This is a genomic window from Demequina silvatica, from assembly GCF_000971215.1.
Taxonomy (GTDB): domain Bacteria; phylum Actinomycetota; class Actinomycetes; order Actinomycetales; family Demequinaceae; genus Demequina; species Demequina silvatica.
Genome location: NZ_BBMA01000012.1, coordinates 91,030 through 106,020, shown reverse-complemented (window position 1 = coordinate 106,020; position 14,991 = coordinate 91,030). Strand labels below are relative to the sequence as shown.

General features: G+C 74.0%; 11 protein-coding genes. 8 read left to right on the top strand and 3 right to left on the bottom strand.

Translation table 11 applies throughout. The features are described 5' to 3' along the window. Positions 1–203 precede the first annotated feature (203 nt). Positions 204–623 (top strand): hypothetical protein, encoded by a 420-nt coding sequence (locus AOM05_RS13565; protein ID WP_156165203.1) that lies wholly within the window; start codon positions 204–206, stop codon positions 621–623. Positions 624–635: 12 nt separating this feature from the next. Here the strand turns inward: AOM05_RS13565 and mnmA are convergent, their stop codons facing one another. Then, positions 636–1,712 carry a tRNA 2-thiouridine(34) synthase MnmA gene (mnmA, locus tag AOM05_RS13560; RefSeq protein ID WP_062523129.1) on the bottom strand — a complete coding sequence of 359 codons (1,077 nt, stop codon included), beginning with the start codon at positions 1,710–1,712 and terminating at the stop codon, positions 636–638. Positions 1,713–1,808: 96 nt separating this feature from the next. On the opposite strand from mnmA, the gene AOM05_RS13555 reads away from it, so the two are divergent. The 4 genes from AOM05_RS13555 (at position 1,809) to AOM05_RS13540 (ending at position 6,692) form a co-directional block, all read left to right on the top strand. Then, a complete protein-coding gene (locus tag AOM05_RS13555; RefSeq protein ID WP_228373311.1) occupies positions 1,809–2,486 on the top strand; it encodes a response regulator transcription factor in 678 nt (225 codons plus the stop codon). After that, entirely contained in the window at positions 2,483–3,856 is a 1,374-nt protein-coding gene (locus tag AOM05_RS13550) for a sensor histidine kinase (protein WP_062523126.1), read from the top strand. The genes AOM05_RS13555 and AOM05_RS13550 overlap by 4 nt, the downstream gene beginning before the upstream one ends. Before the next feature lie 86 nt (positions 3,857–3,942). Continuing rightward, on the top strand, positions 3,943–4,521 hold the full coding sequence (locus tag AOM05_RS13545; RefSeq protein WP_062523124.1) for a hypothetical protein: 579 nt from the start codon (positions 3,943–3,945) through the stop codon (positions 4,519–4,521). Further along, complete coding sequence (locus AOM05_RS13540; protein ID WP_062523122.1) at positions 4,518–6,692, top strand: MMPL family transporter; 2,175 nt, start codon at positions 4,518–4,520, stop codon at positions 6,690–6,692. The genes AOM05_RS13545 and AOM05_RS13540 overlap by 4 nt, the downstream gene beginning before the upstream one ends. A gap of 24 nt (positions 6,693–6,716) precedes the next feature. On the opposite strand, the gene AOM05_RS13535 is transcribed toward AOM05_RS13540, so the two are convergent. Then, positions 6,717–7,883, bottom strand: coding sequence for a cysteine desulfurase family protein (locus AOM05_RS13535; RefSeq protein ID WP_156165202.1), 1,167 nt, complete (start codon positions 7,881–7,883; stop codon positions 6,717–6,719). A 96-nt stretch (positions 7,884–7,979) separates the two neighbouring features. On the opposite strand from AOM05_RS13535, the gene AOM05_RS13530 reads away from it, so the two are divergent. Then, positions 7,980–8,372, top strand: a complete 393-nt coding sequence (locus tag AOM05_RS13530) for a hypothetical protein (protein ID WP_062523119.1) — start codon at positions 7,980–7,982, stop codon at positions 8,370–8,372. A gap of 57 nt (positions 8,373–8,429) precedes the next feature. Here the strand turns inward: AOM05_RS13530 and AOM05_RS13525 are convergent, their stop codons facing one another. Further along, on the bottom strand, positions 8,430–13,586 hold the full coding sequence (locus AOM05_RS13525) for an ExeM/NucH family extracellular endonuclease (protein WP_062523117.1): 5,157 nt from the start codon (positions 13,584–13,586) through the stop codon (positions 8,430–8,432). A gap of 160 nt (positions 13,587–13,746) precedes the next feature. Between AOM05_RS13525 and AOM05_RS13520 the strand changes: the two genes are divergently transcribed. Continuing rightward, positions 13,747–14,574, top strand: coding sequence for an oxidoreductase (locus AOM05_RS13520; protein ID WP_062523115.1), 828 nt, complete (start codon positions 13,747–13,749; stop codon positions 14,572–14,574). A 2-nt stretch (positions 14,575–14,576) separates the two neighbouring features. Then, positions 14,577–14,981 carry a hypothetical protein gene (locus AOM05_RS13515; protein WP_062523113.1) on the top strand — a complete coding sequence of 135 codons (405 nt, stop codon included), beginning with the start codon at positions 14,577–14,579 and terminating at the stop codon, positions 14,979–14,981. The last annotated feature ends 10 nt before the right edge of the window (positions 14,982–14,991 follow it).

Sequence of the window (14,991 nt, the reverse complement as noted above, 5' to 3'; positions counted from 1 at the left end):
GTTGTGAGAGCGCTCTCTCGCATCGCGATCAACGTATTGCCCACCCCCGGACGCTGTCAAACCGTTTCGACCGCGCGTGACAGTTTCGTGGCCGAAACGTTACGAACACGCGGCGCGGCCGGCACGGGGGACGATGCGGGGGTGACCTGATCGTGACCGTGCGCCCCTTGGACGGGGCCGGGTGGCCCCGCGATGATCGACCCATGAGGGCTCTCCTAGCAGGGGCGATGCTCGTCGCGAGCGCGGCGTGCGCGGCATGCGCCGGCCCGGCCCAGCAGGACATCGACGACCCCGACAGCCCGGTCGCGCGCTACGACTGGGACCCGCGCGACGGCGGGATGGCGGCGCTGCTCGAGGGCGAGCTGCGCCTCGAGGGCGGCTGCCTCTACGTAGGCGAGGCCGTCTCGGCGTTCCCGCGATCGCTCGCCACGTGGGACTCGCGGGCCGGATACCTGTCCTACGGGGGAGCGACGTACGCGGTCGGGGACGCCATCTCCGCAGGCGGCGGGTTCGTCGACGCGACCACCGCCACCGGGGTGACGATCCCCGCGGGATGCGTGCTCAACGAGTGGGACGAGGTGTTCCTGGTGCAGGACGAGGACCTCGAGCCGTACGCCGGCTGAGGGCGCGGGCGCCTAGCGCGCGAGCGTCGCCTGGCCGAGCACCCGTGATCCCTGGTAGATCACCAGCGACTGGCCCGCGGCGACCCCGCGCATCGGCTCTTCGAGCGCGACGGTGACCCGCGCATCGTCCCTCCGGACGGTGCCCGCGACGGGTGCGCCGTGCGCGCGCACCTGCACCTCGACCGCGGTGTCCTCGCGCGCCGGGACGTCGGGGGCGAGCCACACCACGTCCTCGCCGACCAGGGTGCGCACGCTCAGCAGGGTCTCGGGGCCCACGGTGACCACGTTGCGCGCGGTGTCGATCCCGGTGACGTAGCGAGGCGCGCCGTCCGCGGCCGGGCGCGGCAGGCGCAGACCCTTGCGCTGGCCCACCGTGAAGGCGTACGCGCCCGTGTGGGCGCCCACGACGGCGCCGTGCTCGTCGAGGATCTCGCCCGGCCTCTCCCCCAGCTCGCGCTCGAGGAAGCCCTTGGTGTCGCCGTCGGCGACGAAGCAGATGTCGTAGGAGTCGGGCTTGTTCGACACCCCGAGCCCGCGCGCGACGGCCTCCGCGCGCACCTCCGCCTTCGACGCGACGGTGCCCAGCGGGAACATCGCCCGCGCCAGGCGGTCCGCGCCCATGACCGCGAGCACGTAGCTCTGGTCCTTGGCGGCGTCCGCGGCGCGGTGCAGCTCGCGCACGCCGTCCTCGCGCAGGTCGATCCGCGCGTAGTGGCCGGTGCACACCGCGTCGAAGCCGAGCGCGATGCCGCGCTCGAGCAGGGTGTCGAACTTGATGTGCTCGTTGCAGCGCACGCACGGGTTGGGGGTGCGGCCCGCGGCGTACTCGGACAGGAAGTCGGCGACCACGGTGTCGTGGAACTCGTCGGACAGGTCCCACACGTAGTACGGGATGCCGAGCCTGTCCGCGGCCCGCGCCGCGTCGTTCGCGTCCTCGAGGCTGCAGCAGCCGCGCGAGCCGCTGCGATGCTCCGCGCGCGAGCGGGACAGCGCCATGTGGACGCCCACCACGTCGTGGCCCGCGTCCTTCGCGCGCGCGGCCGCGACGGCGGAGTCGACCCCGCCGGACAGGGCTGCGAGCACGCGCATCAGGGCCTCCCGGTTCGGAACCCGTCAAGTGTACGTGGGCGGTCGCCGCACGGGCACGGGCCATACTGGACCGCATCGCGAGGTCGGGGAGGCGCCGTGGCAGAGGCATCCGTGCTGGTGGTCGAGGACGACCCCGACATGGCCGACCTGCTGGCGACAGTGCTGGGGATGGCCGGCCACACGGTCCGGGTCGCCGGCTCGATCGCCGAGGCGCGCGACGCGCTCCGCGCGGACGCTCCGGATCTCGCGCTCGTCGACCTGGGGCTGCCCGACGGGTCGGGTCAGGACCTGGTGTCGCATCTCGCCGCGCGTCACGCGGACGTCGGGGTCATCATCGTGACGGCGGACGGCCGTGAGGACGAGCACGTGCGCGGCCTTCGCGGCGGCGCCGACGACGTGGTCGGGAAGCCCTTCCGCGTCTCCACCCTGCTCGCGCGCGTGGAGGCCGTGCTGCGCCGTCGCGGCGGGCTCGCCACCGTCGCCGCGCTCGAGATCGCGGGCCTCGTCATCGATCTCGACGCCGTCACCGCGTCGCGCGGGGGCGTCCGCCTGGACCTCACCCCCACCGAGTTCCGCCTGCTCGAGCACCTGGTGCGCAACGAGGGCCGCGTGCTGTCGAAGGCGCAGCTGCTCGAGGAGATCTGGGGGTACGACTTCGGCGGGGACGGCCAGGTGGTCGAGCGGTTCGTGTCGACGCTGCGGCGCAAGCTGGGCGAGCCCGAGCTCATCCGCACCGTGCGCGGGTTCGGGTACGTCCTGCGGGATCCCGCGTGACGCAGGCGCGCTCGCTCGAGCGCACGCTGGTGGTGCGCGTGGTGGCGGTGCTCGCGGTGGGGTTGCTGCTGGTCACCGGCGCGCTCGTGCTGGTGCTCGCGCTGCACCTGCGGGGCGCCACGTCGGATAACCTCGACGCCGCGATCACCACCGTCGAGCGCGCCGATGCGGCGGGCACCACGCTCAACGAGGCCCGGGTGTCCCGCGTGCTCCCCACCGGCGGCGCGATCGCCTTCGTCGCCGAGGACGGGGCTGTCACCGCGATCGCCCCCGACGCGCTCGACATCTCCCGGCTGCCGGTCGACGCGGCGCCGGGCCCCGAGGTCCGCTTCGAGTCGGGCGACCGGACCTACGTCGCGCGGGTGATCGAGACCGAGGCTCTCGGCCTCACGGACGCCTCGGGCGACGCGATCGAGGTCGATCGGGTGCTGGTCGCGCTCGACGTCACGTCCGACCGAGCCACGGTGGCGCGGGTGTCGGCCATCGCCGTGGTCGTGGCGGTCATCGCGACGGTGGCGCTCGCGCTGGTCGCGCGCGCGGTGGTGCGCCGGTCCATCGCCCCGGTGCGCGAGATCGCCGCGACGTCGGCCCGGATCGCGCGCACGGGCGAGCCCGAGCCGCTCCCCGACGGCGGGCCGTTCCGCGAGACGGCGATCCTGGCGGCCTCCGTCGACGACGCCCTCCGCCGCCGTACGGAGGCCGAGCGCGCGGTGCGCGACTTCGTCGCCGACGCCTCCCACGAGCTGCGCACCCCCGTCGCGAAGGTGCAGGGCTGGGGCGAGGTGGCGCTCCACGCCGACCCCGCGGACCCGCGCGCGCGGCACGCGATCGAGCGCGTGGTCGGGGCGGCCGAGGAGCTCGCCGGGATCGTGGACGAGCTCGCGCTGCTCGCGCGCCTCGACGCGGACCCGACCGGCCCACGCGAGCCCGTGGACGTGGGTGCGCTCGCGCGCGAGGTGGTCGCCGACGCCGCCGTGGTCGCGCCGGAGGCGTGCATCACGTGCGCCGTCGCGCCCGGGCTGCCGACCATGGCCGGGGACACGGGAGCGCTGCGGCGCGCGCTGCGCAACCTGGTCGGCAACGCCGTCCAGCACGGCGGCGTCGCGGTGGAGGTCACCGTTGCGGCGCGGGACGGCGGCGTCGCGGTGGAGGTCTCGGACCACGGACCGGGCGTGCCGCCGGAGCTCCGCGACCGCGTGTTCGACCGCTTCTTCTCCGGGGCGCCGGGCAATCCGCGGCACTCGGGCCTGGGGCTCGCGATCGTGAGCGCCGTCGCGCGCGCACACGGCGGACGGGTCGCGCTGCTCGACCGGGCGCCGGGAGCGACCTTCCGGCTGTGGCTGCCCGGGGCGGACGCACCCACTCGCTGACACCCTGACGCCCTGACGCCCTGACCGTCAGCGAACCGTCAGGATCGCATCAGGGCACCATCAGGCCCGCGCGATGAGGTGGGGCCATGCCCCCTCGCACCCTCACCGCGATCGTGATCGTCGGCGTGGTCGGCGCCGCTCTCGCGGCCGGTGAGATCGCCGCGCGCGCCGCGATCCACTCCCGCCTCGCGTCCCCGACCGCGTCCACGCCCCCGCAGTTCGTCGGCAGCTCGGCGCTGCTCGCCCTCGCCACGCGCCGCGTCCCCGTCGCCGTCACCCTCGACGCGCCCGCGGTCGAGGACCTGCTCGCGCCGCGGCTCGCGGAGGCCGCCGGCGTCGACCTCGACGGCGTCACGCTGACCGACGGCGCGCTCGGCCTCGAGGTCGCGCTGGGCGCCGCCGGCCGGCCCGCCACCGTCTGGGTGGGCCTGTCCGCCGCGGACGCGTCCCTCACCGCGACCGTGCTGTCCGTCGAGGCCGCGGGCCTCCAGGTGCCCGCGGCCCTGGTGCTGGGGGACCGCACGACCATGACCCTCGACCGGCCGCTCGGCGACCGCTGCCCCGGCGTGGGCGTCGACGCCGCGGCCGTCACCGCGGACGGCGTCCGCCTCGCCTTCACCGTCTCCCCCGACTCCCACGACTGCACGCCCCTGGAGGATTCATGACCCACGCCATCACCGCGCTCGCCCGCCTCGCCGCGCGACGCCCGCGCACCGTCCTCGCCGCCTGGGCGGCTCTCGTGATCGCCCTCGCGCTGACGTTCGGCGCGCTGGGCGGCGCCTACTCCGACGAGCTCGAGATCCCCGGCTCCGACTCGGAGGCCGCGGCGGCGCTTCTCGCCGACGCCTCGGAGGGCGCGGGCTCGAGCATGATCGTCGCCGCGCCCGACTCCCTCGCGGCGCCCGAGGCCGCGGCGCGCGTCGACGCGCTCGTGGAGGACGTGTCCGCCGCCGCGGGCTCGGCGCTCGACGACCCCCTCGTCAACCCCCTCGACCAGCCCGAACGGGCGGCCGCGACGGGCGCGCTGTCCCCCGACGGCACCGCGGTGTCGGTCTCGATGCCGATCGACACGGACGCCCTCACGGACGCGCAGCTCGAGGACCTCGAGGACGTCGCCGCCGACGCCTCCGCCGACGGCTGGGAGGTCGCGTACGCCGGCGAGCTGGCACGCGCGATGGACCTCGACCACTCCCGCGCGAGCGAGCTGGTCGGCATCGCCGTCGCGATCGTCGCGCTCGGGCTGGGCCTCGGCGCCGTCGCCGCCGCGGCCACGCCGCTCGTCGCCGGGATCGTGGCGGTGACCGCCGGCATCGCCTCGCTGGGCCTGCTCTCGCACGCCACCACCATCCCCGAGATCGCCCCGACGCTCGCGACCATGATCGGCCTGGGGGTCGGCATCGACTACGCGCTCTTCCAGGTGGTACGCATGAGGCGGCTGCTCGACAGGGGCGTCCCGGTGGACGATGCGGTGGTCGCCACCGCGGCCAGCGCCGGCACGGCCGCGGCGTTCGCGGGCATCACGGTGGCGCTGTCGATCTGCGCGCTCGCGCTGTCGGGCGTGTCCTTCATCGGCTGGCTCGGCTACGCCTCCGCGATCGTGGTGATCGTGGTGGTGATCACCGCGCTCACCTTCACGCCCGCGCTGCTCGCCGTGCTCGGGCCCCGGCTCACCACCCGCCGGTCGCGCGGCGCGCGGGAGGGTGCCGGCATCGCCAGGGTCGCGCGCGCCGTGGTCCGGCGCCCGTGGGCCAGCACGCTCGGTGCCCTCGCGGTGCTCGCCGTGCTCGCCGCCCCCGCGCTCACCTTCACGCTCGGCATGACCGGCCCCGGGGACCGCCCCGAGGACACGCAGTCGCGCGCCTCGTACGACCTCCGCGCCGAGCGCTTCGGCGAGGGTGCCAACGCGACCCTCAGCGTCGCGGTCGCGCTCGACCCGCCGGCCACCGGCGCCGACGACCCCCGCCTCGTCGAGGTGTCGCAGGCCATCACCGCCACAGGCGCCGCCTCCGCCACGCCCCTGGTGCCGCTCGACGCGGACCCGGCCGTCGCATCGTCCCGCGTCACCCCGGCGGGCGACGCGAACGCGGACTCCACCGCGCAGCTGGTCGAGGACCTGCGGGCGATCGACGTCGACGGCGCCGAGGTGCACGTGGGCGGCGCCACGGCGTCGCGCATCGACCTCGAGGAGCGGGTCGCGGCGCGGCTGCCGTGGGTGGTCGCGGCGGTGGTCGCCGGCGCGGCGCTGGTGCTCACCGTGGCGTTCCGCAGCGTGCTCATCCCGCTCAAGGCGGCCGCGCTCAACCTGGTCTCGGTGGCGGCGGCGTACGGCGTGGTGGTCGCGGTGTTCCAGTGGGGCTGGGGCGCGTCGCTGCTCGGGCTCGACGGCCCGGTGCCCATCGACGCGTTCGTGCCGATGATCCTGTTCACGGTCCTGTTCGGGCTGTCGACCGACTACGAGGTGTTCCTGGTGACCGCGATGCGTGAGCACGGGGACCGGACGGGCGACGCGCGCGGGGCGATCGTCGAGGGCATGCGCACCTCGGGCCGCGTGGTCACCATCGCGGCGGTCATCATGGTGGCCGTGTTCGCGAGCTTCGTGCTCGACGCGGATCCCACGATCAAGGTGTTCGGCGTGGGCCTCGCGGCGTCGATCATCATCGACGCCACCGTCATCCGCATGCTGCTGGTGCCCACGCTCATGGCGCTGCTGGGCCGTCGCGCCTGGTGGGTGCCGCGGTGGCTGGGCCGGATCCTGCCCGCCCCGCACGGCGCCGGCACGCAGGACCACGAGATGGCCGGCGAGCCCTCCTCCGCTCTCGTCGGCACCGCGCCCTGAGGTGAGGGCGCCACGCGCGTCGCGTCAGGCCGGCCGGCCCGACGCGGCGCGCGCCCGGGCGACCGCGTCCGGCAGCGAGGCCAGCACCGCGGCGACGTCGCCCTCCGCACTGGTCCGCCCCAGGCTGAGCCGCAGCGTGCACGCCGCGTCCTCCGGTGACCAGCCCATCGCCATCGCGACGTGGCTCGACTGCACCACCCCCGCCGTGCACGCGGAGCCCGAGCTGGCCGCGACGCCCGCGGCGTCGAGCAGGAACAGCACCGATTCCGCCCGCGCACCCGGGATGACGCAGTGGACGATGCCGGGCAGACGCCGCGCGGCATCGACGGGTCCCGTGACGGTCGCCTCGGGGACGCGCGCACGCAGCCCCTCCACCAGGTGCGTCCTCAGCCGCTCGACCCGGGCGCGCTCGGCCGCCCGCTCCGCCACCGCATCGTCCACCGCCGCGGCGAACGCCGCCGCGCCCGGCGCGTCGAGCGTGCCCGACCGCACCGACCGCTGCTGCCCCCCGCCGTGCGCGAGCGGAGCGAGCGGGAGGCCCCGCCTCGCGACCAGCGCGCCCACGCCCACCGGGCCGCCCACCTTATGCGCGGACACCGTCAGCGCGTCGAGGCCCGAGCGGTGGAAGTGCACGTCGAGGTACGGCAGCGCCTGCACCGCGTCGGCGTGGACGGGGACGCCGTGCGCGGCCGCGAGAGCGACCACGTCCGCGAGGGGTTGGACCGTGCCGACCTCGTTGTTCGCCCACATCACCGAGACCGCGGAGGCCTCATGGTCGAGAGCGGTGTCGAGCGCGTCGAGGTCGATCACGCCGGCAGGGTCCACCCCGATCTCGATGAGCTCCGCGTCGCCGCGGCCCGCGAGCCAGCGCGCGGGGTCGAGCACCGCGTGGTGCTCCACGGCGGACACGATGAGGCGGCGCCGCGCGGGATCCTGCGCGGCCCGGCCCCAGTGGAGGCCCTTGACCGCGAGGTTGTCCGCCTCGGTGCCGCCGGAGGTGAGGATCACCTCGGGCGCGTCGGCCCCCAGGGCGGCGGCGATGCGCTCGCGCGCGTCCTCGACGATCGCCCGGGCGCGCCGCCCTGCCGCGTGCAGCGACGACGGGTTGCCCAGCTCGCGCGAGGCCTCGAGCCACGCCTCCCTGGCGCTGTCTCGCAGCGGCGTGGTGGCGGCGTGGTCGAGGTAGGTCACGCGGCCCAGTCTAGGAACCGCGCCCTGCCGTCCTCCCTGCTCCTTCCCGGCGCGCCCCGCGGACGCTACGGTGAGCGCAACGGCGAGGGGGCGGGCATGGACCAGAGCTACAACGACCACCTGGCGGAGCAGGCGCGCCTCCAGCACGAGCAGCTCGCCCAGATGCACCAGCGTCAGGCGAGGGACGATGCGGCGGCCGCCTCCGGCGTGACGCAGCCCTTCGCGTTCCGGCGCCACCCGGGCGGGGATGCGCCGCTCGACGGGCCGCCGGGCGTCCCGTCGCCGGCGGGCCGGCGCGTGGCGCTGGTGATCGCGGTCGTCTTCGGGTCCGTGTTCCTCGTGATGTTCGCCCTGGTCGTGTCCTTCATCGTGAGGTCGTGGGTCGAGGTCTCCGACGGCCAGCCGTGGCAGACGGAGGACGGCGTCTGGGTCGAGACCGAGGACGGCACCCTGTGGATCCCGGACGAGGACCTGCCGGCCGTGCCGTGACGCGACGAGGGCCGGGCCCCGAGGCTGCGCGCCCCGGAACCCGGCCCGTCGATGCGGCTACTTCACCAGCCGCGACTGCGAGTACACCCAGGCGTCGACGTAGCCGGCCTTGCTGACCGTCACCTTGACCTTGATGCGGTGACCGCGGTCACCCTTGCGCAGCGTGAACTTCGCGGAGGTCGCTCCCTTGATGGGGTCCCCGTCCTTCATCCACTGGTAGGTGACCTTGGTGGGCCGGGGCGACCAGCCGGCCGCCTCGACGCCGATGCGGTTGCCCACCTTGACGGTGCCCGTGAGGCCCGGGCGGTCGGGCTTGGCCCACACCTGCGGGATCGCGAACGGCTCCGACTTCACGGTGCGGTCGGCGTAGCCGTCGAGCGACGCCGTGACCTTCACGCGGAGGTTCTTGCCGCGGTCCTTGCCGGTCACCGTGTACGTCGCCTCGGTCGCGCCCGCGATGGGCACGCCGTTGCGCAGCCACTGGTACGCGAACGCCTCAGGCGTGGGCTCCCAGTCGCCGGTCTCGGCACGCAGGACCTGGCCCGCGCGCGCCTTGCCGGTGATGGTCGGCGCGGGCGCGGCGGTGAACTCCGCCGGGCCGTCCGTCACGTCGATCGCGATCGCGAAGGACGTGCCGGTCACGTCGCCCTCGACCTCGAGGAGCTGGAGCCCCTCGACGCCGGCGGGGATGGTGACCGTCACGGACGCCGTGCCGTGCTCGTCCAGGGCGTCGGTCGGGAGGGTGTTGGTCACCGGGAAGGTGCCCAGCTCCTCGCCGCCCAGGCTCACCACGACGTTGTCGTCGGTGAGGTCGGGCGCCGCCGTGAACATCAGCGAGGTGAGGTCGAAGGAGAGCTCCTCGCCCGCGGCCGCCTCGAGCGACTCGGCGCGGAGGCCGATCGCACGCTGGTCGTACTCGGTGCCGAGCGAGCCGAACTCGTCGAGGTAGTCGACCATCGCGTTGAGGTCGATGCGCCCGGAGTCCGCCTTGTCCATGCCCTCGGCGAAGGTGGCGAAATTGTCGCCGCCGCTGCCGAGGAACGAGTTGACCGTGACGGTGAACGTGTCGGTCGGCGCGATCTGCTCGCCGTCGAGCCACATCTGGAGGATGCGCTCGCCGGCGGGGGCCGTCGCGTCGTACGTGTACTCGAAGCCGTCCGAGACGCCGAGGCGCAGGAACGGACGCGACGAGCCCGCGGGCTGCCACTGCTCCTCGAGCACGCCGGCGATCTGCTCACCGGTCAGCGTCATGGTCACCAGCGTGTTGGCGAAGGGCTGGACGCTCGCCGCCTGCTTGAAGGTGATCGGGCCGGTGCCGTCGGCGTTGCCGCCGATCATGTCGGCGCGCAGGCCGCCGGGGTTCATGAACGCGATGTCCGCGCCCAGCTCCTCGGTCGCCCATCGCTGGACCTCGGCGACGGCGTTGCCGAGCGTCGACTCGGCGCCGCGGGTGCCGCCGTAGGAGCCGCCCGAGGTCCGCGCACGGTACAGCGGATCGGCCATGTCGCCGAGGACCTCGGCGCCGAGCACGTCGGCATCCGCCTGGGCCTTGGTGACGATCTCCTGGACGTCGGGGTCCGCCTCGAAGGCGCCCACGAGCGCGCACGAGGTGGTGCAGGCCGGGTCCGCCTTCTCGGTCAGGCTGACCGTGTCGGAGTCGATCCGCAGCAGCTCGTGGCTCGCGTCGTCGAAGACGAACACGAGCTGGTCGAGGTACATGCCATACTGGCCGGCGGAGACCACGGGGCGCTCGGTGACGGCGCGTCCCTCCTCGGCCCACTCGGCCACGGGGACGCGGTGGTTGTAGGCGAGGTGGGTGTGGCCGGAGATGACGGCGTCGATGCGCGGCGAGAGCTCGGAGAGCATCTTGCCGAAGTTGTTCGACGTGTCGACGGCGTCCTCGTAGCGCGTGGTGGGAGCGCCCTCGTGGACCAGCAGGAGGGTGCTGTCGACGCCCTCCTCCGCGAGCGCCTCCGCGGCGCGGTTGGCGGCGACCGCCTCGTCCTCGAACTCGAGGCCCTCGATGCCGGCGGGCGACACGAGCGAGGGCGTCTCCTCGGTGACCACGCCGATGAAGCCGAGCCTCACGTCGTCGTCCGTGGTCTCGGTGCCGTTGTCGAAGGTCGCGATCCACGTCTCGGGGAGGGCGGCCGAGCCGTCCTCCGCGTTGCGCACGTTCGCGCCGAGGTACTCCCAGGTGGCGCCGCCGAACGGGTTGTCCGTGGCGTCGTACGGCGCCATGATCCGGTCCGTGAGGTCGCTGAAACCCTGGTCGAACTCGTGGTTGCCCACGGCCGAGACGTCGAGGCCCATCGCGTTGAGGGCGTCGATGGTGGGCTTGTCGTTCGAGATGAAGCTCTCGAACGTGGACGCGCCCACCAGGTCGCCCGCGGCGGTGAACACCGAGTTGACGTAGTTCGACTCGAGCTCGGCGACCGCACCGGCCATCACCGCGGCGCCGGCCTCGCCGTTGGCGAGGGTCGGCAGGATGCGGCCGTGGAAGTCGTTGGTGCCGAGCACCTGGACGCGGGTGCGGCCCAGCTCGAGACCGACCAGGACCGGGTCGTGGTCGGAGGTGCGGTACATGTCCGCGGCGTAGAGGTCCTCGAGCTGCGCCTCGGTCTTGTACTCGGTGTTGTAGTCGAGCACGGTCGGCTCGTCGGCGTTGATGTGGAGGTGCTGCGCGTCGGTGACCTGCGCCGCCATCGAGGCCGAGGCGAACGCGTAGTCGAGCGAGCCCCACTGGCCGTCGTAGACGTACGAGTAGTCCTCGGCGAGCTCGGCGTAGCCGGCCTCGCGGAGCACCTGGATCGGGTCCTCCTGGCCGTACGAGTTGAGGTCGCCCACGAGGATGTAGTCGTCGTCCTCGACGCCGGTCGGGTAGGTGTCGAGCCAGTTCACCACCGCCTGTGCGGCCGCGGTGCGCGCGCCGTTCCAGCAGCTGGCACCGTCACCCTGGTCGGCGTTCTCGCCGGTCGTCGGGCACGATCCCTTGGACTTCCAGTGGTTCGCGACGACCGTGAAGGCCTCGCCCGCGCCGTCCTCGAAGGTCTGCGCGATGGACGGGCGGTTGTTGTCGTCGTCGAACGTCGGGTCCACCGAGTCGTCGAGGACGGCGACGTCGCCCGCCTCGGTGACGACGGCGGAGTCGTAGAGGAAGCCGACACGGATGGTGTCGGTGCCCACCACGCCGGTGTCCACGAACGACCACGTGTCGGTGCCGGTCGCGGCGTTCATCTCCGCCGCGAGCGCGGCGAGCGGCTCGACCCCGGGGGTGTTCTCGAGCTCGGCCATGCCGATCACGTCGGCGTCGAGCGCGACCAGCGCCTCGACCAGCTTGTCGGTCTGCCGCTCGAGCTCCTCGGCCGAGTCGGCGCCGCGGCACTCCTGCTTCGCGCCGTCGGGGCCGCAGATCGCGCCCGAGCCGGTGGTGAGGAAGTAGTTGAGGACGTTGAAGGCCGAGACCTTGACGTCGCCGCCCACCTCGGGCGCCTCGGTCGGCCGCGGGTTGGCGGACTGGAAGTCCGGCGTGCCGGCGTCCGCGCTCACGGGGCGCACGCGCCACGCGTTCGGCGACGCGGAGGCGCCGCCCCACGTGTACGTGAAGACGCCCTCGAGGCCCGTGACGGTGTCGCCGCTGCGCAGCGGGTCCTCCGCCGTCAGCGGCACGCCGCCCAGGCCCATCGGGTCGAGGTTCTGCGCGTTGAGCGCGTCGTCCACCTTGATGCGGTTGAGGTCGTTGGCCGCCTGAAGGGCGACCGCCTCCGCGCCCGGCGCCACCACGGCGGTGGGCTGGTCGAGCTTGCCGTCGCCGGCCACCATGACCTCGTTGAAGCGGCCCAGGAGGTACGTCTCGGTGACGGTGAGCTCCTGCGCGATCTCCACGAGCATGCCCTCGTAGCGCTCGGCGAACGCGGCGTCCGCGAACGGCAGCTCGACGGCGGCCGGGGTCACGCTCGCGCCGGTCGAGAGCACCTCGACCGTGGCGTTCGCGATCTGGGTCTGGCCCTGGTACTCGGCGACCGCGCCGATCACGGAGACCTCGTCTCCCAGGTCGACCTCGTCGGCGCCCGCGTTGAACACGAAGACCGCCTCCGAGGTCGCGGGGTCCTCGTCCTGGTCGGCGTCGCGGGACTGGACGTAGAAGCCGCGCAGCGCGCCGTCGGCGCTCGCGCCCTCGTAGTCGCCCACGACCACGCCCTCGATCGCGACGGTGGTGCCCGCGAGCGGGCTCGTGTCCGTGGTCCCCTGGACCGCGGAGATCGGGGTGACCGCGCCCACGGTGGTGAACGTCGACACGAAGTCGGCCGCCATCGCGTCGGCGTCGCCGTCGACGTCCTCGACGCGGCCGGCGTCGACGGTGAGCTCGCACCCGGTCGCCTCGGCGATCGCGGAGGTCGGGGTCACCGTGTAGGCGGCACCCTCGCCGGTGACGTCGAGCGCGAGGTCGTCGTCGCCGCAGACGAGCGAGAACGCGTCGTTCAGCACCACGTCCTCGGAGAAGGTCACCACGGGCGCGACGTCGGTCGCGACGCCCATGGCGCCGTTCGCCGGCGCGACGCTCGCGACGGTCGGGGCGACGTCGACGGCGGGTCCGCCGTCGCACTCCGCCGTGTGCGAGCCGAGCCCGCCGAACGTGTCGACCGCGGAGGACGTCCACCCGGTCGACGCGTCGAACGCGTCGAGGTGGTCGGTGTCGCCCGCGCAGACGTCCGCGTTGCGCGTCAGCGTCTCGTCGAGCCCGCCGCCCGTCCACTCGGTGCCGGGGTCCACGCCCACCTGCCCGAACGAGTCGATCACGGCGCCCGAGCGCTTGAGCACCAGCGCGTCGTCGCCGTTGAAGTTGGTCACGCCCGACGTGAGGTCGGACAGCGCGGCGAGCGCGGCGCCCGCGCTCGCGTGCGTGATCACCAGCACGTCGCCGGCGGCGAGCGTGCCGCTCAGCGCCTGCGCGGCCGTGGGGCCGTCGGCCTCGACGCGGCCGTTCGAGTACAGCTCGACGGAGTAGTCCGCCAGATCCACCGCGGCACCCGTGCCGTTGAAGATCTCGATCGCCTTGTTGCTGCTGGTCCCCTCCACGTACTCGGAGAAGAACAGGTCGGTCGCGGTTGTCGCGGCCGTGGCCGGGACCGCCGCGAGGACGGAGACGCCGAGGGCGCCTAGGAGGGACGCTGCGCTCGCACGGCGCAGGGCTGGGGATGGTGTGAGAGTCACGCGCTCGACGCTATGCAGGCCCTGCGAACAGTTCGCGTCGGCGTGGTGAACCTCACGTGACCCGACGGTGAACAGTGGGCTACCAGTAGACTCGCGCGCCGGCGCGACCCGGGACCCGCGCGCGCTAGCGTGGCGGGAGACCCCCAGCGAAGGAGCGCACATGTCCGTCTGGTTCGTCACCGGCTGCTCGACCGGGATCGGCCGCGCGACGGCCGAGAGGGCCGCGGAGGCCGGCCACCGGGTGGTCGCGACCGCCCGCCGCCCCGAGACGCTCGACGGCCTGGTCGCCCGCTTCCCCGACACGGTCCTGGCTTTGCCGCTCGAGGTGAGGGACGACGCGGCGATCGCCGCCGCGGTCGACGCGGCCCTGGCGCGGTTCGGGCGGGTCGACGTGCTGGTCAACAACGCAGGTATCGGCTACTTCTCGACCATCGAGGAGTCCGACCCTGCGGACGCGCAGGAGGTCATGGACGCGAACTTCTGGGGTGCCGCGAAGGTCACCACCGCGCTGCTGCCGCACCTGCGCGCGCAGCGGTCGGGCCACGTCTTCACCGTGTCGTCCATCGCCGGTGTGCGGGGGTCCGCGGGGCTCGGCTACTACTGCGCGTCGAAGTTCGCGGTGTCGGGCTTCATGGAGGCGCTCGCCGCGGAGGTGGGCCACCTGGGCATCCGGGTGACGGTGCTGGAGCCCGGCCCGATCCGCACGCTGTGGATCCCCAGCGGCGCGAAGAACGAGGAGATCCTGCCGGACTACGCGGACGTGATGCGGCCGTTCTGGGACCGCATCCACTCGCTCCCGGGGAACCAGCCCGGCTCCCCCGCGGCCGCCGCCGAGGCGATGCTGCGCCTCGCGGAGGATCCCGAGCCGCCGCTTCACCTCATCTGCGGCGCGCACGCCGTCACGCAGACTCGGGCGAAGCTCGCGCGGCTCGGTGCCGAGGTGGATCGGTGGGAGGATCTGTCCCTCAGCATCGACAGGGAGGACTGACCATGGCCGGCATCCCCGGGGGCGAGACGCTCCACGCGCTGGTGTTCGCCGTGCTCGAGCACGGCATCCGAGCCGCCGCGACGCCGGAGGGCCTCCCGGCGTCGCTCGTCGAGGAGACGGGAACCGGGGAGCGGACCATCAAGACCTTCACCGGCGGCTCCGTGGACGCGGGGGTGCGCGCGGCGCGCACCGCGGCCGGGAAGTCGACCGCGGAGCGGGTCGCGATGCTGTGGGACGGCCGCATCACGGGCAAGGACGGCGACGAGCACGCGATCATGGTGATCGCGCAGGAGCGCGGCCAGAGCCGGTCGTTCGTGTTCGCGCAGCGGTACACGCGCGAGGGCGTGGCGGTGGTCCCCGAGGGTCGCCCCGGCTACGTGGCCGACCGCGCGTCGATGCTCGGCTGACGCCCCGCAT

What these genes read in the sequence shown, in the direction of transcription:
- AOM05_RS13545 (WP_062523124.1), top strand. Translation starts at nt 3,943, where the DNA reads ATGCCCCCTCGCACCCTCACCGCGATCGTGATCGTCGGCGTGGTCGGC.
- AOM05_RS13565 (WP_156165203.1), top strand. Translation starts at nt 204, where the DNA reads ATGAGGGCTCTCCTAGCAGGGGCGATGCTCGTCGCGAGCGCGGCGTGC.
- AOM05_RS13515 (WP_062523113.1), top strand. Translation starts at nt 14,577, where the DNA reads ATGGCCGGCATCCCCGGGGGCGAGACGCTCCACGCGCTGGTGTTCGCC.
- mnmA (WP_062523129.1), bottom strand. Translation starts at nt 1,712, where the DNA reads ATGCGCGTGCTCGCAGCCCTGTCCGGCGGGGTCGACTCCGCCGTCGCG.
- AOM05_RS13530 (WP_062523119.1), top strand. Translation starts at nt 7,980, where the DNA reads ATGGACCAGAGCTACAACGACCACCTGGCGGAGCAGGCGCGCCTCCAG.
- AOM05_RS13520 (WP_062523115.1), top strand. Translation starts at nt 13,747, where the DNA reads ATGTCCGTCTGGTTCGTCACCGGCTGCTCGACCGGGATCGGCCGCGCG.
- AOM05_RS13540 (WP_062523122.1), top strand. Translation starts at nt 4,518, where the DNA reads ATGACCCACGCCATCACCGCGCTCGCCCGCCTCGCCGCGCGACGCCCG.